A 22,767-nucleotide genomic window follows, 5' to 3' on the forward strand; every position below is an offset into this window, starting at 1 on the left:
TCAGCGGAATATCATTACCCATGCTCAGTTATCGCCACAGCTTCCACGCAGGCAACCACGCCGACGTCCTTAAACACACTGTTCAGAGCCTGATCATCGAATCGCTCAAAGAGAAAGAGAAGCCGTTTCTCTATCTGGACACCCACGCGGGCGCGGGCCGTTATCAGCTGAGCGGTGAGCATGCCGAGCGTACCGGTGAATACCTGGAAGGGATCGCCCGCATCTGGCAGCAGGACGACCTGCCTGCCGAGCTGGAGCCGTATATCGGCGTGGTGAATCACTTCAACCGCAACGGCCAGCTGCGCTACTACCCGGGATCCCCGCTGATTGCCCGCCAGCTGCTGCGCGAGCAGGACAGCATCCAGCTGACCGAGCTGCACCCGAGCGACTTCCCGCTGCTGCGCTCTGAATTCCAGAAAGACAGCCGCGCCCGCGTGGAAAAAGCCGACGGCTACCAGCAGCTGAAAGCCAAGCTGCCGCCGGTCTCCCGTCGTGGCCTGGTGCTGATCGACCCGCCGTACGAAATCAAAACCGACTATCAGGCGGTGGTGACCGGTATCCACGAAGGCTACAAACGCTTCGCCACCGGGACATACGCCCTGTGGTATCCGGTGGTGCTGCGTGCGCAAATTAAGCGCATGATCAAAGACCTGGAAGCCACCGGCATCCGCAAAATTCTGCAGATCGAGCTGGCGGTACGTCCGGACAGCGACCAGCGCGGCATGACCGCCTCGGGCATGATCGTCATTAACCCGCCGTGGAAGCTCGAAGCGCAGATGAACAACGTGCTGCCGTGGCTGCATAAAACGCTGGTGCCAGCCGGTACGGGCCATACCTCCGTCAGTTGGATCGTGCCGGAGTAATCGCAGCCATCGGTGGAAACTATTGATTTCAGGTATACAATCGCGGCAATTCACGATTAAGGACAAAAGCTATGACTAAGCATTATGACTACATCGCCATCGGCGGCGGCAGCGGCGGCATCGCCTCCATCAACCGCGCGGCCATGTACGGCCAGAAGTGCGCGCTGATTGAAGCCAAAGCGCTGGGCGGCACCTGTGTGAACGTGGGTTGTGTACCGAAGAAGGTCATGTGGCATGCGGCGCAAATCCGTGAAGCTATCCACATGTATGGCCCGGACTACGGCTTTGACACCACCATCAACCACTTCGACTGGGACAAGCTGATCGCCAGCCGTACCGCCTACATCGACCGTATTCATACCTCCTACGACAACGTGCTGGGCAAAAATAACGTCGACGTTATCCACGGTTTCGCTCGCTTCGTTGATGCGAAAACGATCGAAGTGAACGGTGAGACGATCACCGCCGATCACATCCTGATCGCTACCGGTGGTCGTCCAAGCCACCCGAACATCCCGGGCGTGGAATACGGCATCGACTCCGACGGTTTCTTCGAACTGCCTGCCCTGCCAAAACGCGTTGCCGTGGTGGGCGCGGGTTACATCGCGGTGGAGCTGGCTGGCGTGATTAATGGGCTGGGTGCTGAAGCGCACCTGTTCGTGCGTAAACACGCGCCGCTGCGCAGCTTTGACCCGCTGATTGTTGATACGCTGGTTGAAGTGATGAACACCGAAGGTCCAACTCTGCATACCAACGCCGTGCCAAAAGCGGTCGTAAAAAATGCAGACGGCAGCCTGACGCTGGAACTGGAAGATGGCCGCAGCCAGACCGTCGATTGCCTGATCTGGGCGATTGGCCGTGAACCGGCGAACGATAACTTCAACCTGGGCGTGACCGGCGTGAAAACCGACGAAAAAGGCTATATCGTCGTCGATAAATTCCAGAACACCAGCGTACCGGGCATTTACGCGGTCGGCGACAATACTGGTGCGGTTGAGCTGACCCCGGTAGCCGTTGCGGCGGGTCGTCGTCTTTCCGAGCGCCTGTTTAACAACAAGCCGGACGAGCATCTCGACTACAGCAACATCCCGACCGTGGTCTTCAGCCACCCGCCAATCGGCACCGTCGGCTTAACCGAGCCGCAGGCGCGCGAGCAGTATGGCGACGACCACGTGAAAGTGTATAAATCGGCCTTCACCGCGATGTATACCGCCGTCACCTCGCACCGTCAGCCGTGCCGCATGAAGCTGGTCTGCGTCGGTCCGGACGAGAAGATTGTCGGTATCCACGGCATCGGCTTCGGCATGGACGAGATCCTGCAGGGCTTTGCTGTGGCGCTGAAGATGGGCGCAACGAAGAAAGATTTCGATAACACCGTGGCAATCCACCCAACGGCGGCGGAAGAGTTTGTGACCATGCGTTAAGGGCTTTTCGCAGGAAAGCACGTCATCAAAACTGGCCTTTGCGGGCCAGTTTTTTTATATGGCTCGATAATTTAAAGACAAAGCTTCATCATCCCAGTGAATATAAAATCATCACCACGCTAAAAAGGAATTGAGATGAAAGCGCTTATCGGGTTGACCCTGCTTCTTTTTTGCTTTGCTGCCTCCTCATCTGATCAAATCACCTTCTGGGATACCCCTCAGCACGGCGGAAACAGCTTTAACCGCCTGCCACCCACGCAGGAATACTATGATGCGCTGCGTGGCTATGGCGCGACGTGGGTTCGCCTCTCTTATGATAAATGGAAACCTGCCGGGAGAGATTTTCTTCTCGGCAACGCCGACGGTTACCGTGGGCTCGAGGCCGCAGACCTCGCGACGCTCAAAGCCTCCATCAGGAAAGCCCACGCGGCCGGGCTACAGGTCGTTATTGCCCCACTCTCTTTACCCGGCATGCGCTGGGCGCAAAATAACAATAACCAGTTTGATGACCGCATCTGGCAGGATAAAAAATACTGGCAGGAAGCCGCTCAGTTCTGGCGTGATTTGGCCCAGGCCCTGAAGGACGAACCGGGCATTGCGGCCTGGAACCTGGTCAATGAACCCGCGCCTGAAAAAAGAGGCAACATTAGCGAGCAGGCGTCGCCAGAGGCGTTAAAAACCTGGTATCAGCAGCAGCAAAGCACGGCGCGTAACCTTCCCGCTCTCTACAATCAGATTATTGCCGCCATCCGCGAGGTCGATGCCACCACACCGATTATGGTCGATGGAGGCTGGTACGCCTCCGCGCGTGGTTTTTCTGGCTGGCCGTCCGCGCTTGAGGATAAGCGGGTGCTCTACAGCTTCCACATGTACGAGCCCTATGATTTCACCAGCGCGCCAAATGCACGCCGCAAAGTGCCGTTCGACTATCCCGGCATGGTCACGTTCGGCGGTAAAAAGGTGAAATGGGACGCTACGGCCATAGAGAAATGGATGAACGCGCCCTTTGACTGGGCGAAACAGCACGGTATACCGGCCAACCGGGTTGTCGCGGGAGAGTTTGGCTGCGTTCGCACGCTGCAGGGCTGCAGGCATTGGCTTAATGATGTCCTGACCGTCCTCGACAAACATCATGCACACTGGGCATTTTATGCGTTTCGTGAAGATGCCTGGGACGCCATGGACTATGAGCTGGGGAAAAAACCGGTGCCGTGGGCCTACTGGAAAGCCATTGAGGATAACGCACCTGATACGCTCAAGCGCCATTCTACCGAGGAATTTGAACCGATTGCTACGCGGCTAAAACAAGGCCTTTGATCCGGCAGGCTCCCCTCTTGTTCAGTAGCCTCTCCTGGAGAGGCTACTGTTAACATACATAAATCGTTGCAAAACGAATGCTCCGAAAATAGTGATCTACCGCACATATTCCTCCCCCTCTACCGAAGCGAATGTCTACGCTTATAAGACGCCCGGATAAACCTGTCTTTTGAACACACAACCGGAGGTCCCTATCACCATGTTCAACCAGAAACTACAGGCTACCGAGAACATCGAATTCGAGATTGCAGAAGAGCTGCGCTACGAGACCGATCCCTGCGAGTTGAAACTGGATGAAATGATTGAGGCGGAGCCGGAACCCGAAATGATCGAGGGGCTACCCGCCTCCGATGCGTTGACGCCCGCAGACCGCTATCTTGAACTGTTCGAGCATGTGCAGTCGACGCGGCTGTTTGCGGACAGCAAAACCTTCCCCGACTGCGCGCCGAAAATGGATCCGCTGGATATCCTGATCCGCTACCGCAAGGTCAGACGCCACCGGGACTTCGACCTGCGCCAGTTTGTGGAGAACCACTTCTGGATGCCGGAAACGTTCGGCACCGAGTATGTCTCCGACCCGGGCCTCTCCCTCAAGGAACACATTGATAACCTGTGGCCGGTGCTGACGCGCGAGCCGCAGGATCATATTCCCTGGTCTTCCCTGCTGGCGCTGCCGCAGGCCTATATCGTTCCCGGCGGACGATTCAGCGAGACCTACTACTGGGATTCCTATTTCTCCATGCTGGGGCTGGCGGAGAGCGGTCGTAACGACCTGCTGAAGTGCATGGCGGACAACTTCGCCTGGCTGATTGAACGCTACGGGCATATCCCCAACGGCAACCGTACCTATTATCTCAGCCGCTCCCAGCCGCCGGTCTTTGCGCTGATGGTAGAGCTGTTTGAGGAGGACGGCGTGCGCGGTGCAAAACGCTATCTGGATCACCTCAAAATGGAGTACGCCTTCTGGATGGACGGCGCGGAGTCGCTGCTGCTTAACCAGGCCTACCGCAGCGCCGTGCGCATGCCGGACGGTTCATTGCTCAACCGCTACTGGGATGACCGTGATACCCCGCGCGACGAATCGTGGATTGAGGACGTGGAAACCGCGCGCCACTCAGGGCGACCGCCAAACGAGGTCTATCGCGACCTGCGGGCGGGGGCAGCGTCCGGCTGGGACTATTCGTCCCGCTGGCTGCGCGATCCGTCGCGGCTCGCCAGCATCCGCACGACGCAGTTTATCCCCATCGACCTGAACGCCTTCCTGTTCAAGCTGGAAAGCGCCATTGCCAACATTTCGGCGTCGAAAGGGGACAAAGAGACGGCCGACCTGTTCCGCCAGAAAGCCAGCGATCGTCGCGAGGCGGTGAACCGCTATCTGTGGGACGAGGAGAGCGGCTGTTACCGCGACTACGACTGGCGACGTGAAGAGCTGGCACTGTTTTCTGCCGCCAGCATCGTGCCGCTGTATGTCGGTATGGCGACCCATGAGCAGGCTGAGCGCCTGTCGGATGCGGTCAAGGCGCGACTGCTCACGCCGGGCGGGATTCTGGCGACCGAGTATGAAACCGGCGAGCAGTGGGATAAACCCAACGGCTGGGCGCCGCTGCAGTGGATGGCGATTCAGGGGTTCAAGCAGTATGGCAACGACTCGCTGGGGGATGAGATCGCCTGGAGCTGGCTGCATACGGTGAACCATTTTTATCAGACGCACCATAAGCTAATCGAGAAGTACCACATCGCCAGCAGCACGCCGCGCGAAGGTGGCGGGGGTGAGTATCCGCTGCAGGACGGTTTTGGCTGGACAAACGGCGTGGTGCGGCGGCTGATTGGGTTGTATGGGGAGCCTTAAGTGGGGTGCGGTCTGATGCCCTCACCCCGGCCCTCTCCCACAGGGAGAGGGAGGAGAGATCAGCGAATTACCTCATAAATGGCGCTCTGAATAGACTGCCATTTTTTGGTGGTGGCATCCGGCTGTGACTTCGCACGCCGTGTGGCCATGTCGAGATCGTGCTGCTGGCGTTTCACCACCGCAGGCACGGTGCAGAAAGCTTTGAGGTACTCTTTACGTACCGAGGTCAGAGACTCGCCGTTCGACATTGCGTGGCTGAGCGTATTGATGAAGCGCCGACACGGCTTTTCCTCCACCATGTTTTGCCGGTAGCGTAACATCAGCTCCAGCACGTCGTCATAGCCTGCCGACATCGCCTCTTCGGTCCAGGAGAGCTTCCAGTCCATACCGCCCTGCAAAAAGAGCTGGGTCACGCGGGTGTCGTTGCGATTAATGGCCGAGCGGAAATTATTCTCGTCCCAGGTCACTCCCATGCGCGTGAGCGTTTCACGCGAGGAAGGTGTTTCACGCATTTCCTGTGGTGGTGCCGCTTCAGCCGCGCTGACGGCCGCAGGCTGCGGTTTACTGCTGGTCACCAGCCAGAATCCCCCGGCCACGATGGCAATCACCATAACGCCAACTGCCCCCCATAACGCACCGGAAATGAGCTGCTCGCGTTGTTCGGGGGTGCGCGGCGCGCGCTGGGTCGGCTTTTCAATGGTGTCGCGGACTTCAAACAGATCCCCGCCGGTGACCCGATCCATTTTCTGCGCCTTTTCCCAGAAGGTATGCAGTTCGCTGGCATCTACCGCCATGAATCCCGCCGGATTGACGCGCGTTCTCCCCTCTTCAAACGCGCGTTGAACGGGCCGCGCGATCTGCGCGTAGTAGTTATCCAGCAGCTGAATTTGCGCCGAGCTCAACGTTTTCTGAACGGTGATGTTGTTACGAATTTGCCGGATGTCATCGAGGAAGGTTTGCAGCGTTTTACGCGGTTCAACCAGCAGCGTCAGCATGGACGGATCGCTGAACAGCGAAGCGTAATAGCGGCTGAACTCCTTTTTATCCACCAGCATCTGTGCCAGCTCGCTGAACATCATGCCGCTCAACACATCGTTGATCTCGCCCAGCTTCAGCCAGCGCCGTACGCGATCGGCATTAAACAGGGTCTTAAGATGGTTGTTCAGCTTGACCTGATCGGGCCAGGCCTGCTGGATGAGCCCTTTTATCATCAGCTCTATCGCCCGCACCTGCTTGTGCGCCTGCTGCTGCTGGAGTTCGCTGCCCGGTGCCAGCTCTGTGCTGTAGGTCAACAGCGGCTGCTGCAGGCGAAGGTGCTCCAGCGCGGTGACAAACCGCATCGCCGCAATCAGCTGGTTTTCACTCACATCCTGTCCGCTTTCATACTGCGGCACGCGCTGCTGCAGCAGGCGCAGCTGGAGCGTAAATTCCGACATCTCGGCATCATTCAGATTGAGTTTTTTCGCCACGGCTCCCCAGCCGCCCAGGGCTAATCGCGCGCTGTCGAGCTGTTCCAGAAACCAGCGTGGATCTTTGCCCTCAGATGCATGTACATTCAGAAGAAGCAAAATTTCCACCGACGCATGGCGAATGACCGCCAGACAGTGTTCGAACTGTTCGCGAATATGATGTGATGTGCTGAGAGTCATTGTTTTCCTTAAGCGACAACGAAGACATCCGGAATGGGCACGAGACGGCCTTTTTTCTTTTTATTTATACGCGGTTAACCATACCTGACTTTCTGTTGAAATAAAGTGACAACCCTAAAATCATTTAAAAAGTGTCAGGAGAATCTGAATGCCCGTTTTAATTACCCCTCGCCTGAACTGCTCACCTTTGCAGGAAGAAGACTGGCCCTTTTTTCTGGCGCTACAGCAACATCCCGACGTCATGCGCTTTGTGGCGGAAGACCGCCCCGTCGCAGTTATTCGCGAGGCGTTCGATGCCCGTCTGACGCCCTGGACGCCAGGCAGCGCGCACTGGCTGTGCCTCGTCGTGCGTGACGCCGCCTCCCGGGCCCCGCTGGGCGTCACCGGGTATATTCATCGGGAGGCGGATTGTGCCGAAGTGGGTTTCCTTTTCGCCCCCGAGGCGCAGGGAAAAGGCTACGGCTTCGAATCCCTGCAGGCGCTTTGCCGCTATGCCTTTGAAGAAGGCGGTATACGCCGACTTACCGCCACCGTCACGGCGGGCAATATCGCCTCACGACGCCTGCTGGAAAAAGTCCGCTTTCGCCTGGAGGGCGAATTACGCGAGAGTTATTTCCTTGCGGGGCATTGGCATAATGACTGGTTATTTGGTTTATTGCGGCATGAATATCTGAATAACAAGGCGTGATCAACAGCCATTTGGCGGATATTTCTCGTAAGCCGTTTCCTCTACAGTGTCGCCATTAAGAGGAAACGAATATGAAAGAGCATGGGCTGAAAATATCATCTGCCGCCATCGCGTTAATAAAAAAACATCAGGGTCTTTCTCTGGAAAAATATCGTGACGAAAACGGATTATGGGTTATCGGCTATGGCCACGTTATCCGTGACCAGGAACATTTTCACGGTCCTGTCACACCGCTGGAGGCAGACCATTTGCTGCATGAAGATATACGGCTGTGTGAGACGCTGCTGCGGGAAAATCTGACACGTCCATTAACCCAACAGCAGCATGATGCGCTGGTCATGATGATATTCAGTTTCGGAGAGATAACGTCGCTCCCCGACGCGCTTATTCAGGCCGTAGCCCGTGTATAGTACATGGCTGCCTGCGTTCTGTTTTTCACGTCCAGCCGCCGGAAAAGTGCCTCAAGGTGCGCTTTTACCGTGGCCGCACTGATGTTGAGATTGCGGCCAATCTCTTTATTTGACTCCCCCGCCGCCAGCAGTTTCAACACTTCGCGCTGGCGCTCGCTTAAGGATAATAACGCCTGAGGCGACGTCGGCTCTCGGACCCACTCTCCGGGAAAACAGACCATCCCTCGGGCTACCGAATCCAGCACGGCGGAAAACCGTTCGGGACTGGCATTGCGGGGAATAATGGCCATGACGTTTCGCTGCCGCAGTTGCTCCACCCATCTGGCCTCTTTTTTCGCCAAAACCAGAATCACGCGTATCGCCGGAAAGCGATGCACGATCGCTTCCAGCAAAGCGCTCCCTTCGTCCTGAATTAAATTCCCATCAATCATGACGATAGCTGACGGCGAAGCAGAAGCCTGAGCCCATAAATCTTGTGCCTGACAGGTCCCTGTTATAGTTATTTCCGGGATTAGCGCCTGAAGACTGTGTATCGCTCCGTGAATAAAGAGTGACTGCCTGTCAAACATGATTACTCGCATCGTTTTTTCCCCTCTGAGAATAGCGAAGGGGGATTCTACAGAGGCGTTATTTAAGAAAAAACTCAACGAATGGAGCCGTTACAAATCCCCCGTGTTCTTTATATCTGTCAGTATCTGGACACATTCGTCTTAAGGATTTCCTTAAGCGCAGATATCACAGGAACATGCCGCCTGAGACTTCAATTCGTTGCGCAGTCATCCAGCCCAGTTTGTCGCTGAGCAGGGCCGCAATGGCATCGCCAATATCGTCCGGCAGCCCCACCCGTCCCAGCGCCGTCTGGGATGCCAGCATCTGGTTCAGCTCTGCGTTGTCGCGCACGCGTCCGCCGCCAAAGTCGGTTTCGATCGCGCCAGGCGCAATGATATTGACGGAAATACCGCGCGCCCCCAGCTCTTTCGCCTGATAACGCGTCAGCACTTCCATCGCCCCCTTCATCGCCGCGTAGGTTCCCGAGCCCGGCTGGGTAAAACGGGCCAGTCCGCTGGAGACGTTAAGGATCCGTCCGCCGTCGTTAAGCAACGGCAGCAGGCGCTGGGTCAGGAAGAAAGGTCCTTTGAAATGAATGTTCAGCGCCTCATCAAACTGGGCTTCCGTCGTGTCGGTGTAGGGCGCATATAAACCCGTTCCGGCATTGTTCAATAAATAGTCAAAGGTTTCACGCTGCCAGACGGTTCGGAGGGTTTCCTGAAGCTGTTGGGCAAAATGATCAAAACTTGTGACTTCTCCGACGTTAAGCTGTATTGCCGCCGCGTTAACGCCTTTTTGCTGAATTTCATGCACAACCGCCAGCGCTTCCTGCTGGCTACGGTTGTAGGTCAGCACAATTCCCGTGCCGTCTGCCGCCAGCTTTAAGGCCGCGTTTTTACCCAAACCACGGCTACCACCCGTCACTAATGCGATACGTTCAGTCATCATAAACCTCGTTTTGGCTGTTATGGAGATTGAGTAAGAGCTTATTAGGTGATAGAAGATCAATAAAGGTGGGTTAAAACGCTTCACTGTTTCATCGGAAACAACAATGAGCTTCATCTATGGATAAAATTCACGCAATGCAGCTGTTTGTCCGCGTCGCGGAACTGGAGAGTTTTTCCCGCGCGGCAGAAACTTTAACGCTGCCAAAAGGCAGCGTGTCACGGCAGATTCAGGCCCTCGAAAACCGGCTTGGCACCCAGCTATTGCACCGCACCACGCGTCGCGTCAGCCTGACGCAGGACGGCATGGTCTATTACGAACGGGCAAAAGATCTGTTGGCAAACCTTGATGAGCTCGACGGGATGTTTCAGCACGATCCCTCCAGCATCAGCGGACGGCTTCGCGTGGATATGCCCGTCGCCGTTGCTCGAAATTTAGTCATCCCCAAACTCCCTGCGTTTCTGCAGCATTATCCGGGCATTGAGCTGGAACTCAGCAGCAGCGATCGTCTGGTGGATGTGATCCGCGAAGGGTTTGATTGCGTGGTACGCGTCGGCACGCTGAAGGATTCAGGGCTTATCGCCCGACCGTTGGGCAAGCTGTCGGTGATTAACTGCGCCAGTCCGGACTATCTGGCGCGTTTTGGCTACCCGGACACGCTGGACGATTTAGGCTCGCACGCCGTCATTCACTACACCGCTATGCTGGGAACTCGCCCGCAGGGCTTTGAGTTTTATAACGGCAGTGCGACGCAGTGGATAAAAACGGGCGGGGTATTGACCGTTAACAGCACCGAAACCTACCAGGCGGCCTGCCTCGCCGGGCTGGGCATCATTCAGGTTCCACGGGTTGGGGTACGAGATTTGCTGCGCGCGAAGAAGCTGGTTGAGATCCTCCCGCAATACCGGGCCGAACCGATGCCTGTTTCCCTGATTTATCCCCACCGGCGCAACCTCTCCCGCCGGGTACATCTGTTCATGGAGTGGCTGACCGAACTCACAAAAGCTTACGTGGACTAGTCGCAAGCTATAATTCAATAACATCCAGCCAAACGAAAAGGAAAAGACGCGTGACGCCGGAAAACAACCCGCAACGACCCACCCAACATTTAGAGTATGAGCCCGTCAAAAAGATGGAAACCGGGCCTGAAGAGGCCAGGTCCCCTGGTACCGCCAGTAAAGCACTGGGGACCGTCACCGGCATTGTCGCCAGAATTCAGCAGTTTCCCATGATTGCGCATCTGATACGCGCGACCGAACGCTTTAATGACCGCATGGGAAACCAGTTTGGTGCCGCCATCACCTATTTTTCCTTCCTGTCGATGATCCCGATCCTGATGGTGTCGTTTGCGGCGGCCGGTTTTGTGCTCGCCTCGCACCCGACGCTGCTGCAGGATATCTTTAATAAGATCCTGAATAACGTCAGTGACCCAACCCTTGCCAGCACGCTCAAAAGCACCATCAATACCGCCGTGCAGCAGCGTACTACCGTCGGTATCGTCGGCTTGCTGATTGCCCTTTACTCCGGCGTTAACTGGATGGGCAACCTGCGCGAGGCCATTCGCGCCCAGTCGCGCGATGTCTGGGAGCGTAAGCCGCAGGACCAGGAGAAAATCTGGGTTAAGTATCTCCGTGATTTTGTTTCGCTGATTGGCCTGCTCGTCGCGCTCATCGTGACGCTTTCCATTACCTCCGTGGCGGGCTCGGCGCAGCAGATGATCATCTCCGCGCTCTATCTTGATTACATCGAATGGCTGAAGCCCGCCTGGCGCAGCATTGGGCTGGCGATTTCTATCTTCGCCAACTACCTGCTGTTCTTCTGGATCTTCTGGCGCTTGCCCCGTCATCGTCCGCGCAAGAAGGCGCTGATCCGCGGCACGTTGATCGCGGCGATTGGCTTTGAGGTGATCAAAATCGTGATGACGTACACCCTGCCGTCACTGGTGAAATCCCCTTCCGGCGCGGCGTTCGGCTCGGTACTGGGGTTAATGGCGTTCTTCTATTTCTTCGCACGTTTAACCCTGTTCTGCGCAGCATGGATTGCCACTGCCGAGTACAAAGACGACCCGAGAATGCCGGGTAAAACACACCGGTAACGCCACTCCCGGGCTGAAATTTCAGCCCAATTCATCATTTCAGCATATAAATCCAGTCCGTAACTTTTATTTAACCGAAAACCAGTTTTATTGACTGATATTTAAAATCTGTGAAGCATTTCATAGACGTGTTTTGGCTGGCCTGAAAATTATCCGCTTTTTGTTGCTTTTATCACCAGGTCGCGGCTTTGTTACAGATTGAAATGTCGCTTTTGCTGTGCGTAATATGGCCTTTCGTTCGACAAAAATAAGAAAATATTATGCAAGCAACCGCCACCACACTCGACTCAGAAACGGAAAACGTTCCGGTAAATTCGCGCAATAAAGTTGTCGTCGCCTCGCTGATTGGCACCGCCATCGAGTTCTTCGACTTTTATATTTACGCCACCGCGGCGGTCATCGTCTTCCCGCACATTTTCTTCCCGCAGGGCGATCCGACGGCGGCCACGCTGCAGTCCCTGGCGACCTTTGCTATCGCGTTTGTTGCGCGTCCGATTGGCTCCGCGCTGTTTGGACACTTTGGCGATCGCATTGGACGTAAAGTGACGCTGGTGGCCTCGCTGCTGACGATGGGGATCTCCACCGTGGCCATCGGCCTGCTGCCGACGTATGAGACCATCGGCATTCTGGCGCCGGTCCTGCTGGCGCTGGCGCGTTTTGGTCAGGGTCTGGGCCTGGGTGGTGAATGGGGTGGCGCGGCGCTGCTGGCCACCGAGAACGCCCCGGCGCGCAAGCGCGCGCTGTATGGTTCTTTCCCGCAGCTTGGCGCACCGATTGGCTTCTTCTTTGCCAACGGGACGTTCCTGCTGCTCTCCTGGCTGCTGACGGATGAACAGTTCATGAGCTGGGGCTGGCGTATCCCGTTTGTCTTCTCAGCCGTGCTGGTGCTGATTGGCCTGTACGTGCGTGTTTCTCTGCATGAGACCCCGGTTTTCGCGAAAGTGGCCGCGGCGAACAAGCAGGTGAAAGTGCCGCTGGGCACGCTGCTGACCAAACACGTGCGCGTGACCGTGCTGGGCACGTTTATCATGCTCGCCACCTACACGCTGTTCTACATCATGACCGTTTACTCCATGACCTTCAGTACCGCCGCCGCGCCGGTGGGGCTGGGTCTGCCGCGTAACGAAGTGCTGTGGATGCTGATGATGGCGGTGATCGGGTTTGGCGTGATGGTTCCGATTGCGGGGCTGCTGGCGGATAAGTTTGGTCGTCGCGCGAGCATGATTACCATCACCACGCTGATCATTCTGTTTGCTCTGTTCGTCTTCCCGCCGCTGCTGGGTTCAGGCAGCCCGGCGCTGGTGATGGCCTATCTGCTGATTGGCCTGAGCCTGATGGGGCTGACCTTCGGCCCGATGGGCGCGCTGCTGCCAGAGCTGTTCCCAACGGAAGTGCGTTATACCGGCGCGTCGTTCTCCTATAACGTCTCGTCTATTCTGGGCGCCTCCGTAGCACCGTATATCGCCACCTGGCTGCAGGCAAACTATGGTCTGTTCTATGTGGGCGTCTATCTGGCGGCCATGGCGGCGCTGACGCTGATTGCGCTGCTGCTGACGCACGAGACGAAGCACCAGGCTCTGTAAGCTAATGCCGGGTGGCGGCTACGCCTTACCCGGCCTACGATTCAAATGTAGGCCGGGTAAGCGCAGCGCCACCCGGCAAAAACAGGCCGCCCCTTACTTCTTCATCTGTGACAAAATGGTCCGGCACTGATTCGCCTCGCCCTCTGACGGCGATATCAACGCCAGCAGCGCTGCGGCTGGGGTAACCAGCGTCGCAAGCGCCGCAGCCACCGCACCACGCGCAATCAGCGGTCCGGGCTTCACGCCCGCCTGCGGATTTTTGAAGGTCCCGCGCACGTACAGCGGCGAGCGCAGCGTGATAATACGGATCCCCTTACTCTCCGGGTCAATCGTCAGATCAAGCTGCTCGGAGGCCATGCTGGCGGTTCCGGTCACGTTAATCACCGCGTTTTCCGTGTCGAAGGCAAAAATCTGCGGACGCGCCACGCCGTTCACCAGATCCAGATTGGCCGCCGCACAGTTCACCCGTACCTCATCATCGCCGAAGATTTGCCCGATGATGTAGTTCCCGACGTTCAGCCCGAGGATCTCCATCAGGTTGCGGCTCACCAGCCCGTCGTTCATCAGCAGCTTCAGGTTGCCATTACCGCTGCCCAGCAGCGCCGCCACGGAGTTACCCACGCCGCGAATGTCGGCATCGCCGTTCATCTCGCCGAGGGTTTTTTGCATCAGCTCGACGTTCGGCATCAGCGCTTTCAGCTTAAGCCTGCGCGCCTGAATCTCCGCCCGGCCCTGCATCGGCTTTTTATCGCCTTCCAGGTGAATGTTTGAGGAAATCGTCCCGCCTGCCATGCCAAACTTCAGCGGCTGCAGGCGCAGGTCGGCGTTTTTGAGGATGATATGCGTCGAGAGATCGCTCAACGGCAACGTGCTGCCATGCTCAATTTTACGCCCTTTGAAGCGGACGTCCGCATCCATCACGTTCCACTTATCGGTTTCAAAGCGATCGTAAGGCAGCACTTTTCCCGCAGGCTGAATGTCCTTTTTCACCTCTTTTGATTTTGTGCCTTTGCCGGAATCCACGCCGATCAGCGGGCCGAGATCGGCCAGACGCAGCTGACGGGACTCAACGTCCCCTTCCAGCTTCGGCCTCGGTTTTCCGGTGGTGTAGGTCAGCGAGCCGTGGATATCGCTGTCGCCGATGCGGCCGTTAAAATCACGGTAGTCAAAAACAGACGCTTTTTCGGTATCGATTTTGGCGACCAGATGCCCGTCCGTTTCGAACGGCGGCGTATCCGGCAGCAGCACGCCGGTCAGCTCATACAGCTCGCCCAGCGAATCACCGGCAAATTTAAGCTGAAGATCGACGCCGCCCATGTTCATCGGGTCGTTGACCGTCCCCACAAACGCCACGCGGGTGTTACCGGAGCGGAAGTCCGCCTGCACCGGGAACGGCGTGCCTTCGCTCCGGAGCGCCAGCATGCCGCCTATTTTCCCTTTACCGCTGAGCGGCTGATCGTTGTAGCGTCCTTTTGCCGTCAGGCCGAAGACATAGTCGCCCACGCTTGCCGTGTCACCTTTGGCTTTCGTCCCCGTGACCTCGCTAAACGGCAGCGGCTTGCCCAGCGGATCGACCAGGATCTCCACGTCGGCCTTGCTGACTTTGTCGTCGATGGCGATCCGCCCGCGATCGAAGAGAATATTGTCGAGACGGAATGACCAGGAAGAAGGCTGGGCGTTCGGATCCTTTTCGCCGTCGCTGGCAAGGTTAAAGGTCCAGTTGTTATTTTTTTCTGAGAGGCGGATCAGGCGCGCGTCGGGCTGTTGAAGTTTGATCCACGGCAGATAGACGGTTTTGGTGAACAGCGCGAGCGGGGCCAGCGTGGCCTCAACGCGCGGCAGGTGGATCATGGTGACCGCCGGGATATCCGGCGGGTTACCGAGAATGATGTCGTCGGCGTGGACGTGTGGCCACGGGATCCAGCTTCGCCAGCCGGGCTCCTCTTTCTGACGCTCCCACACGACCCCTAAATCACCGCGTATGGCGAAGGGGCGGTTCAGTTCGGTTGAGACTTTCTGGTTGATGGTCGGCTTAAGACGGTTCCAGTCAAACGTCGCGATAATGATGGCGACGACCACGATCAACAACAAGAAAATCCCTGCTGTCCAGGAGATTACCCTGGTTGTTCTTGTCATTTTTATCCCCTTTCCTGATGACCTGTCCTGTAAAACTATAGTCCAGACAAAGGGAAGCGGGCTTATCAGAGGGTAGTTATCACGCTATCGAGGCGATCCATGGGTACCGGACGGGAGAGGAAATAGCCTTGCGCCGCCGCGGCAGGCGAGCTTTGCACATCACGCCACTCTTCCAGCGTTTCCACACCTTCAACAATCACGCCCTGGCAATAGCGGTTCATCAGCTGCAATAGCAGCGTAAACAGGTTCCGCCCTTCCGGGGTCTGACGCAGCATAATGAACAGATCGCGGGCCACTTTAATGTAGTCGTAACGCACTTCACTCAGGGCCGAAAAGTTCGCCATGCCGGTGCCAAAGTCATCCAGCCACAGCGGGCCGTATTCGCATATGGAGGCAAACGAGGAGTCCTGCGGCAGGCGGACATGCTCCACCAGCTCAAAACGCACCCACGGCAGGGTGGCAATCAGCTCCTGCAATTTCGCGTTCTGACGCAGCGCCAGCAGAGTGGGACCATCAACATTCACGGAGGCGAGGATATCGTGCTGTTCGAAAAAGGGCTGCTTCGTTGCCAGCATATGGAGCTGCTCTTCCAGCACGTCCAGACGCTGGCGAACGGCAACTTCGGCAAAATAGCGATCCGGTGCGATGCGCTGGGTAGGGTTTGAGGGGTGCGTTACGACGGTCAAAATTTCAATGGCCATCAGTCGACCGTCTGTTCGGTATATCGGCTGATAAGTGTACGCACGCTCACATTGCAGCCAGTAGCGATGCTCCTGCAAGTTCTCAATACTTGCCTCAGGCGTGGTGCTCAGCCGCTGGATAACCTGCTCTGACTTCATTTCAGATGTCCTGTTGTTGGGATGGCCTTTCTGGACTCGTCACAGGATTATCGGCGCGACAATTGAGAACTTTATGTTCAATTCACCGGGAAAATGAAATTAAGATGACAGAAATGCGCAGGAACACGCGTTGGCTCAAATAAAATAATGGAACGTTGTTTTAATATAGTTGACCGGTTAATTCACTCAGCGCACACTGCTGTTAATTCTTCTGTTCAGGTTCACGATTATGTCTAAAAAAATTGCCGTGATTGGCGAATGCATGATTGAGCTGTCACAAAAAGGCGCGGAAGTGAGCCGCGGATTTGGTGGCGATACGTTAAACACGTCGGTTTATATTGCCCGTCAGGTTGCGCCTGAGGCGCTCACCGTGAACTATGTTACCGCTCTGGGCACGGACAGCTTCAGCCAGCAAATGCTGGAGGCCTGGCAGAGTGAACAGGTTGAAACATCGCTGATTCAGCGTATGGAAAACCGCCTCCCGGGGCTTTATTACATCGAAACCGACAGCACCGGCGAACGCACGTTTTATTACTGGCGTAACGAAGCCGCAGCCAAATTCTGGCTGGAGAGCGAGGCCGCCGCGGCCATCTGCCAGGAGCTGGCGACCTTCGACTATCTCTATCTGAGCGGGATCAGCCTGGCTATCCTCAGCCCGGCCAGCCGTGAAAAGCTGCTCTCGCTGCTGCGCGCGTGTCGTGCCAACGGCGGTAAGGTTATTTTCGATAACAACTACCGCCCGCGCCTGTGGTCCAGCCGTGAAGAGACGCAGCAGGTCTATCAGCAGATGCTGCAATGCACCGACATCGCCTTCCTGACGCTCGACGATGAAGACGCCCTGTGGGGTGAGAAACCGGTAGAAGACGTGATTGCACGCACGCAGGCGGCTGGCGTGCGTGAAGTGGTGATTAAGCGCGGTGCGGATTCGTGCCTGGTCGCGATTGCGGGTGAAGCAGTGGTTGAGGTCCCGGCGGTGAAGCTGGCCAAAGAGAAAGTGATTGATACCACGGCGGCGGGTGATTCATTCAGCGCGGGCTATCTGGCGGTACGCCTGACGGGTGGAACACCGGAAGCCGCGGCACAGCGTGGGCACCTGACGGCCAGCACCGTCATTCAGTATCGCGGGGCGATTATTCCGCGCGAAGCGATGCCTGTTTAAGCCCTCACCTTTACCCTCTCCCACAGGGAGAGGGAATGTCTACCCATTACTGCCCTTGCGGGATATCCGTCGCGTCCTGATGTAAATCATCAGCCGTCGCGGACTGCGTCGGCTGCGGCGCGGTAGCCATAATGGAATCCCAGGTCGTCTGAAGTTCCTTCATGTCATACTCCGGCTCGCCCTTCGGTTGCAGGAGAATCAACGCCATCTCCTGCGACAGCTGCTGGCGGAGCTCCTGGTTGAGCATATCGACGGTCAGACCGCTCAGGAAGTCCTGACGAAGCTTCTGGTACTGTTCCGGCGCAATGTCCACCACCTGGTTCTGCAGGGAGCGAATACGCTGGCTGATCAGAATGTCGGTATCGGCGCGCGCGTAGGTCGCGAACAGCTTCTGCAGCTCGAGTTTTTTCTGCGCCACAAGCGCGTTGAACTCCTCTTCAGAGAGCCCCTCTTTACGCACTTTTGCCAGCTCTTTCGCCACGACGCCCAGATTGGCATTCAGCTTATCGCCCGGAGATTCAACGTTAATGGCGCATTGCGCACGCTGGAACAGCACGCGGCAGTCAAAGCCAAGGCCGATATTCTTCACGTTGTTCTTACTGAGCGTCTGCTGAACGTGCCAGAATAGCGCTTCACGTGCCAGATCGGCACGCCAGTAGCGCAACAGCGCCGCGGACTCACGGATGGGCTGCCAGGCGTTATCCCACATCACGGAGAGTCGGTCCTGACGCACGGTGTCCGTCATAATGCTGACAGGCTCTGCCCGCAGCGGGGAGAGTGTTGGAACAGGAGCTGGCGATTCACGCTTGCCTTTCAGATCGCCAAACGCTTTGTTGATCTGCTCTACCACCGCGCGGCTGTCCACGTTACCCACCACGATCAGCGTCATTGCGTCCGGGGTGTACCATTTCTGATAGAACGTTTTCACCTGCTCAGCATCCACCGGCTGTTTCAGCGGTTCGGCCGGGTCATGCCCCAGTAACGTCGAGCCTTTCAGGCGGTAACGCCACCAGCCCTCTTTGGTATCTCCAGGCCAGGTCGCCACCATGTCGCTGTTGCTCAACGCATAGTTGACGGTATCCGGCGTAATCGCCAGATTGCCAGAGGCATCGGAGAGATACGTCAGGGCTTCTTTAAGCAGATCGTTGCGGTTATTAGGCAGGCTCAGGTTAAACATGGTGTAGTCATACGAGACCACCGCCGGCGGGAGTGGGCGTTTTGGATCGATGGCCTGTTGCCAGAGCGAACGCACCTGAACCGCTTGCAGGCTGCCGCTCTGAGTGAGCGCCAGCCGGGGAATAAAGTGGCTGAAACCGGTTTGCTGGGTGCTTTCCGTGAGGGAACCGGTATTAACAGACAGACGGATTTCAATACGGTCACTGGGACGTTGCGGCGTGGCTAACACCTGCCACTGAAAACCGTTCGCTAATGTCCCTTGTTGCCAGGCCGGGTCTGGCTGGAGCGCATCTGCCTGCACATAACTGGCTGCTGCCATCATCAGCAAACCGCCGGTTAAGAGTCGAATTTTTGTGCCCTGCATGTGAACCCCTGATCAACATTCCTGGTTAAAAAAGAGTGCCTCGCGACGCGCTTCACTCTTAAAGATGACGATGAAAACACGTCGATTAGACCGCGCGTTCGGCAAAACGTCACGGTCCGAAGTGAAATATACCCAAAAAAAATCTTGTCGAATTATGACAGGTATGAACAGTTATTATGCGCAGGAGCCCGCATCCCCACAAGGGAATACGGGCATTTGTTACAAGATTAAGAGGATAAGCCAGGATTTTTGCTGTCAGTTGAACGATTATTCAGAGTATCGTCGAGCTTTTTGTGATCCAGCTCTTTCACCCATTTCGCCACCACCACCGTTGCCACGCCGTTACCCACCAGGTTGGTTAGCGCACGGGCCTCAGACATGAAGCGGTCAATACCCAGAATCAACGCCAGACCCGCCACCGGCAGGTGACCCACAGCAGAAATGGTGGCGGCCAGCACGATAAAGCCGCTGCCCGTCACGCCTGCCGCGCCTTTAGAGGAGAGCAGGAGCACCACCAGCAGGGTAATCTGATGGAAAATATCCATATGGCTGTTGGTCGCCTGTGCGATAAACACCGCCGCCATCGTCAGGTATATCGAGGTGCCATCCAGGTTGAAGGAGTAGCCCGTCGGGATCACCAGCCCGACCACCGATTTACGACACCCGAGTTTCTCCATCTTATCGAGCATGCGCGGCAGCGCCGATTCTGACGAGGAGGTTCCCAGAACAATCAGCAGCTCTTCGCGGATGTAACGGATAAATTTGAAGATGCTGAAACCGGTCGCACGGGCGATGGAGCCCAGCACCACCACCACGAAAAGAATACAGGTGATATAGAAGCAGATAATCAGCTGACCCAACTGGACCAGCGTACCGACGCCATACTTACCGATGGTGAAGGCCATCGCACCGAAGGCACCGATGGGCGCCAGGCGCATGATCATATTGATGATGCCGAAGATGACCTGCGAGAAGCTTTCGATCACGTTAAAGATAAGCTGGCCTTTGCTGCCCAGACGGTGCAGGGCAAAGCCAAACATCACGGCGAACAGCAGCACCTGGAGGATGTTTCCGCTGGCGAACGCGCCTATGACGCTGCCAGGAATGACGTCCAGCAGGAAGGCGACCACGCCCTGATCCTTCGCCTGCTCGGCATAGACCGCAACCGCTTTGGCATCCAGCGTCGCCGGATCGACGTTCATCCCCGCGCCTGGCTGCACCACGTTGACGATGATCAGACCGATAATCAGCGCAAGGGTACTGACCACTTCAAAATAGAGAAGCGCCACTGCACCGGTACGACCGACCGCCTTCATGCTTTCCATGCCAGCGATGCCCGTGACGACCGTACAGAAGATCACCGGCGCGATGACCATTTTAATGAGCTTAACGAACGCGTCGCCAAGCGGTTTCATTTGCGCGCCCAGTTCAGGGTAATAGTGACCCAGCAGAATACCGATGGCGATGGCTGTCAGGACCTGGAAATAAAGACTTTTGAAGAGTGAGGTTTTCATAAGGTGTCCTTGGGAAGAAAAACCACAGGCTTTGTAAGGTTATGGTTAACCTGCGGCTTTAAAATAACACCCACATAACAGGACAGAAATAAACTCAGTTCAAATTTGAAACACAAATGTTAAAAACTTTGAGCTGGCTCGCACAAGCCAGCAACAAAATTACGCTTTTGCGTGGTGATCGGTGCCAGAAAGGTATCGTTCTTCAAAGACATCCGAAGGGACTGCAGGGGCAAACAGGAAGCCTTGCCCGCTCTCCACGCCCGCCTCTGCCAGCCAGGCGCGTTGCGCGTCGGTTTCAATCCCCTCGGCAATAAGGTGCAGGTTGAGGCTACGCGCCATCTGGATAATCGCCTGCACCATGCTGCTGTCGCCCGGCAGTCCGTCGACAAACGCTTTGTCAATTTTGAGCACATCTACCGGAAGGGTCTTCATGTGCTGAAGCTGACGCAGCCCGGCGTACCCCATGCCAAAATCGTCCAGGGCAATGCGAATACCGGCATTACGCAGCGGCTTGAGAATCGCGACCGCCTCATTGGGATCGTCGATGCGTCGGCTCTCCGTCACTTCCAGGGTTAACGTATCAGGCTTGATGCGGTAACGATGGATCAGCTCCAGCATCTCTGAAACCATGGTCGGGTGCATAAGCTGCAGGGCAGACAGGTTGACCGACAGCGGCAGCGTCACGCCACGCTCCTGCCAGGCGGCAAGCTGACGGCAGCACTCCTCCAGCACCCAGTAGCCGACGGTAACCATCAGGCCACAGGACTCGATGCGCTCAATCAGCCCTTCCGGCAGCTCCCATGAGCCATCCGGCTGCTGCAGACGCAGCAGGGCCTCGGCGCTTTTCACCTCTCCCGTCTGCAGGTCCACCTGCGGCTGCAGCCAGAGGGCAAACTGGCGGTTATCCAGCGCGGTCAGGATGTCGCTCTCTTCCGTCAGGCGCTGCTGCGCCTTTTCCATCTGCGCCGGGTCGAAGAACTGGATCTGGTTTTTGCCTTTGCGCCGGGCGGTAAAGGCCGCCGAGAAGGCGCGGCGATAAAGCTGTTCCGCGGTCAGATCGCCATAGAACATGGCAATCCCGATACTGGCGCTCGGGCGAAGCTGGATACCCTGAATCGGTAGCCGCTCATTAATGACAGTGAGTACTTGCTGACCTAACGTGATCGCATGCCAGGGTTCTTTTACGCCGTTGGCAATCACCACCAGGTCGTAACCGCTGACCTGAGTCAGCACCATGCGCGGGGCAAGGACAGATTTGATCTTTTCCACCAGGGTGAGCAGCAGCATTTCGCGCTGGCTCTCCTGAAGCACGCCAGCCGTGTCCTGCAGGGTTTCGCAGGCAATGACCATCAGCGCGGTGGTTTGCTGGCGCTCAACGGTTTGCTCCAGCATCGCCATCAGGAAGGCTTTATTGGGGAGCTCCGATACCGGAAAACGGGTGGCGCTACTGTTCAGTTCATCCTGCTGACGCTGGATGCGCTGCTGGTTGAGGTTATAGCTGCGCACCAGCATGCCGATCTCATCGTCATGATGCAGACGCGGCAGCTCAAGCTGGTGTCCCATCTGATCCTGCGGGGCGAGCGTGTTCAGCTCGCGGGCGATACGGCGCAGGGGATGGACAATCAGCCGGTTGATGCACCAGGTGAGCGCCACGCTGAGAATAAGCGTCATAAGTAAGCAAGTGGTCACTAACGTAACCACCCAACTCATGACGAATTTATACATGCGGTAGGAGTCTGCCTGTAACACCAGGTAGGCCAGCGGCTGCGGATTCGCAGGGCGTTCAAGCGAATAGACGGGAAGCGAAATTTGCACCGGCAGTTCAAACAGGCGCATCACCATCATCGGGACGGGACGTTCCGGGATAAAGCTCATCCGCAGCGCCTGAAACTGATTCGGGAGCACGACGTCCGCCCGGCTCACAACACCAGCCGGCTGAATGCGTTTCAGTATGGTTTCCGCCTCGGGGATATCCCCTTTCAGGATGGAGGCAGACAGCGGGCCGCGTACCGAGCGGGCGATGCTTTCTAATTGTGAAGCCGTGTTATAGCGATTCTGCTGTACGGAATGAAACAGCAAAATGACGCAGAAGAGCAGGACAAACAGCATGGTGACGGCAGAGACCATCGCCATCTGTTTGATTGTTAAGGAACGGCTGACACGCAAAATGACTCTCCACAAAACTCGAAGCGCAGGGCGCGCCAGGG

The 22,767-nt window shown here is 56.6% G+C and carries 18 protein-coding genes; 10 read left to right on the top strand and 8 right to left on the bottom strand.

The window, feature by feature from the left end; translation table 11 throughout:
• Nucleotides 1-20 precede the first annotated feature (20 nt).
• From ACMGGU_RS20145 to ACMGGU_RS20160, 4 genes are all read left to right on the top strand, one after another.
• Entirely contained in the window at nt 21-863 is an 843-nt protein-coding gene (locus tag ACMGGU_RS20145; RefSeq protein WP_008503119.1) for a 23S rRNA (adenine(2030)-N(6))-methyltransferase RlmJ, read from the top strand.
• Nucleotides 864-934: 71 nt separating this feature from the next.
• A complete protein-coding gene (gorA, locus tag ACMGGU_RS20150; protein ID WP_048226303.1) occupies nt 935-2,287 on the top strand; it encodes a glutathione-disulfide reductase in 1,353 nt (450 codons plus the stop codon).
• 135 nt (nt 2,288-2,422) lie between these two features.
• Nucleotides 2,423-3,604 carry a glycoside hydrolase family 5 protein gene (locus ACMGGU_RS20155; RefSeq protein ID WP_417930065.1) on the top strand — a complete coding sequence of 394 codons (1,182 nt, stop codon included), beginning with the start codon at nt 2,423-2,425 and terminating at the stop codon, nt 3,602-3,604.
• A gap of 199 nt (nt 3,605-3,803) precedes the next feature.
• A complete protein-coding gene (locus tag ACMGGU_RS20160; RefSeq protein ID WP_024908843.1) occupies nt 3,804-5,453 on the top strand; it encodes an alpha,alpha-trehalase in 1,650 nt (549 codons plus the stop codon).
• Between the two features lie 59 nt (nt 5,454-5,512).
• On the opposite strand, the gene ACMGGU_RS20165 is transcribed toward ACMGGU_RS20160, so the two are convergent.
• Nucleotides 5,513-7,102, bottom strand: coding sequence for an STY4199 family HEPN domain-containing protein (locus ACMGGU_RS20165; protein WP_111967785.1), 1,590 nt, complete (start codon nt 7,100-7,102; stop codon nt 5,513-5,515).
• A 148-nt stretch (nt 7,103-7,250) separates the two neighbouring features.
• Here ACMGGU_RS20165 and ACMGGU_RS20170 point away from each other — a divergent pair, with 148 nt between their 5' ends.
• Together ACMGGU_RS20170 and ACMGGU_RS20175 are read left to right on the top strand one after the other, a co-directional pair.
• Nucleotides 7,251-7,790 carry a GNAT family N-acetyltransferase gene (locus ACMGGU_RS20170; RefSeq protein ID WP_196353048.1) on the top strand — a complete coding sequence of 180 codons (540 nt, stop codon included), beginning with the start codon at nt 7,251-7,253 and terminating at the stop codon, nt 7,788-7,790.
• 71 nt (nt 7,791-7,861) lie between these two features.
• Nucleotides 7,862-8,200: a lysozyme gene (locus tag ACMGGU_RS20175; protein WP_048027789.1), complete on the top strand. Its 339-nt coding sequence runs from the start codon at nt 7,862-7,864 to the stop codon at nt 8,198-8,200.
• Here ACMGGU_RS20175 and ACMGGU_RS20180 read toward each other — a convergent pair.
• Complete coding sequence (locus tag ACMGGU_RS20180) at nt 8,179-8,781, bottom strand: helix-turn-helix transcriptional regulator (protein ID WP_048027792.1); 603 nt, start codon at nt 8,779-8,781, stop codon at nt 8,179-8,181. The two genes, ACMGGU_RS20175 and ACMGGU_RS20180, sit on opposite strands and share 22 nt — an antisense overlap.
• Before the next feature lie 154 nt (nt 8,782-8,935).
• The gene (locus ACMGGU_RS20185; RefSeq protein WP_045909056.1) at nt 8,936-9,694 is read right to left on the bottom strand and encodes an SDR family NAD(P)-dependent oxidoreductase; all 759 of its coding nucleotides are present in this window, start codon (nt 9,692-9,694) and stop codon (nt 8,936-8,938) included.
• Between the two features lie 119 nt (nt 9,695-9,813).
• On the opposite strand from ACMGGU_RS20185, the gene ACMGGU_RS20190 reads away from it, so the two are divergent.
• From ACMGGU_RS20190 to ACMGGU_RS20200, 3 genes are all read left to right on the top strand, one after another.
• Nucleotides 9,814-10,713, top strand: a complete 900-nt coding sequence (locus ACMGGU_RS20190; RefSeq protein ID WP_045909057.1) for a LysR family transcriptional regulator — start codon at nt 9,814-9,816, stop codon at nt 10,711-10,713.
• Between the two features lie 50 nt (nt 10,714-10,763).
• Complete coding sequence (gene yhjD, locus ACMGGU_RS20195) at nt 10,764-11,789, top strand: inner membrane protein YhjD (RefSeq protein WP_111967783.1); 1,026 nt, start codon at nt 10,764-10,766, stop codon at nt 11,787-11,789.
• Nucleotides 11,790-12,049: 260 nt separating this feature from the next.
• Entirely contained in the window at nt 12,050-13,372 is a 1,323-nt protein-coding gene (locus ACMGGU_RS20200) for an MFS transporter (protein WP_023617091.1), read from the top strand.
• Between the two features lie 93 nt (nt 13,373-13,465).
• Here the strand turns inward: ACMGGU_RS20200 and ACMGGU_RS20205 are convergent, their stop codons facing one another.
• A complete protein-coding gene (locus tag ACMGGU_RS20205) occupies nt 13,466-15,508 on the bottom strand; it encodes an AsmA family protein (protein ID WP_045909059.1) in 2,043 nt (680 codons plus the stop codon).
• 65 nt (nt 15,509-15,573) lie between these two features.
• The gene (gene pdeH, locus ACMGGU_RS20210) at nt 15,574-16,347 is read right to left on the bottom strand and encodes a cyclic-guanylate-specific phosphodiesterase (protein ID WP_045909060.1); all 774 of its coding nucleotides are present in this window, start codon (nt 16,345-16,347) and stop codon (nt 15,574-15,576) included.
• Nucleotides 16,348-16,576: 229 nt separating this feature from the next.
• Between pdeH and ACMGGU_RS20215 the strand changes: the two genes are divergently transcribed.
• Nucleotides 16,577-17,506 carry a sugar kinase gene (locus ACMGGU_RS20215; protein WP_063622769.1) on the top strand — a complete coding sequence of 310 codons (930 nt, stop codon included), beginning with the start codon at nt 16,577-16,579 and terminating at the stop codon, nt 17,504-17,506.
• A gap of 46 nt (nt 17,507-17,552) precedes the next feature.
• Here the strand turns inward: ACMGGU_RS20215 and ACMGGU_RS20220 are convergent, their stop codons facing one another.
• The 3 genes from ACMGGU_RS20220 to hmsP all read right to left on the bottom strand — a co-directional run bounded on the left by ACMGGU_RS20220 (nt 17,553) and on the right by hmsP (nt 22,726).
• Nucleotides 17,553-19,046 carry a M16 family metallopeptidase gene (locus tag ACMGGU_RS20220; protein WP_048027805.1) on the bottom strand — a complete coding sequence of 498 codons (1,494 nt, stop codon included), beginning with the start codon at nt 19,044-19,046 and terminating at the stop codon, nt 17,553-17,555.
• Nucleotides 19,047-19,273: 227 nt separating this feature from the next.
• The gene (locus tag ACMGGU_RS20225) at nt 19,274-20,560 is read right to left on the bottom strand and encodes a dicarboxylate/amino acid:cation symporter (protein WP_045909063.1); all 1,287 of its coding nucleotides are present in this window, start codon (nt 20,558-20,560) and stop codon (nt 19,274-19,276) included.
• Nucleotides 20,561-20,719: 159 nt separating this feature from the next.
• Complete coding sequence (gene hmsP / locus ACMGGU_RS20230) at nt 20,720-22,726, bottom strand: biofilm formation regulator HmsP (RefSeq protein WP_048226290.1); 2,007 nt, start codon at nt 22,724-22,726, stop codon at nt 20,720-20,722.
• Nucleotides 22,727-22,767 lie beyond the last annotated feature (41 nt).

The sequence above is a fragment of the Enterobacter sp. BNK-8 genome (assembly GCF_048685095.1).
In the GTDB taxonomy this organism is placed as follows: domain Bacteria; phylum Pseudomonadota; class Gammaproteobacteria; order Enterobacterales; family Enterobacteriaceae; genus Enterobacter; species Enterobacter quasiroggenkampii.

Excerpts from the sequence above, each read along its gene's own strand:
- ACMGGU_RS20185 (WP_045909056.1), bottom strand. The coding sequence starts at position 9,694 with ATGACTGAACGTATCGCATTAGTGACGGGTGGTAGCCGTGGTTTGGGT.
- ACMGGU_RS20215 (WP_063622769.1), top strand. The coding sequence starts at position 16,577 with ATGTCTAAAAAAATTGCCGTGATTGGCGAATGCATGATTGAGCTGTCA.
- ACMGGU_RS20190 (WP_045909057.1), top strand. The coding sequence starts at position 9,814 with ATGGATAAAATTCACGCAATGCAGCTGTTTGTCCGCGTCGCGGAACTG.
- ACMGGU_RS20165 (WP_111967785.1), bottom strand. The coding sequence starts at position 7,102 with ATGACTCTCAGCACATCACATCATATTCGCGAACAGTTCGAACACTGT.
- ACMGGU_RS20145 (WP_008503119.1), top strand. The coding sequence starts at position 21 with ATGCTCAGTTATCGCCACAGCTTCCACGCAGGCAACCACGCCGACGTC.
- ACMGGU_RS20200 (WP_023617091.1), top strand. The coding sequence starts at position 12,050 with ATGCAAGCAACCGCCACCACACTCGACTCAGAAACGGAAAACGTTCCG.
- ACMGGU_RS20225 (WP_045909063.1), bottom strand. The coding sequence starts at position 20,560 with ATGAAAACCTCACTCTTCAAAAGTCTTTATTTCCAGGTCCTGACAGCC.
- pdeH (WP_045909060.1), bottom strand. The coding sequence starts at position 16,347 with ATGAAGTCAGAGCAGGTTATCCAGCGGCTGAGCACCACGCCTGAGGCA.
- ACMGGU_RS20205 (WP_045909059.1), bottom strand. The coding sequence starts at position 15,508 with ATGACAAGAACAACCAGGGTAATCTCCTGGACAGCAGGGATTTTCTTG.
- ACMGGU_RS20155 (WP_417930065.1), top strand. The coding sequence starts at position 2,423 with ATGAAAGCGCTTATCGGGTTGACCCTGCTTCTTTTTTGCTTTGCTGCC.
- ACMGGU_RS20180 (WP_048027792.1), bottom strand. The coding sequence starts at position 8,781 with ATGCGAGTAATCATGTTTGACAGGCAGTCACTCTTTATTCACGGAGCG.
- ACMGGU_RS20175 (WP_048027789.1), top strand. The coding sequence starts at position 7,862 with ATGAAAGAGCATGGGCTGAAAATATCATCTGCCGCCATCGCGTTAATA.
- gorA (WP_048226303.1), top strand. The coding sequence starts at position 935 with ATGACTAAGCATTATGACTACATCGCCATCGGCGGCGGCAGCGGCGGC.
- ACMGGU_RS20160 (WP_024908843.1), top strand. The coding sequence starts at position 3,804 with ATGTTCAACCAGAAACTACAGGCTACCGAGAACATCGAATTCGAGATT.
- ACMGGU_RS20220 (WP_048027805.1), bottom strand. The coding sequence starts at position 19,046 with ATGCAGGGCACAAAAATTCGACTCTTAACCGGCGGTTTGCTGATGATG.
- ACMGGU_RS20170 (WP_196353048.1), top strand. The coding sequence starts at position 7,251 with ATGCCCGTTTTAATTACCCCTCGCCTGAACTGCTCACCTTTGCAGGAA.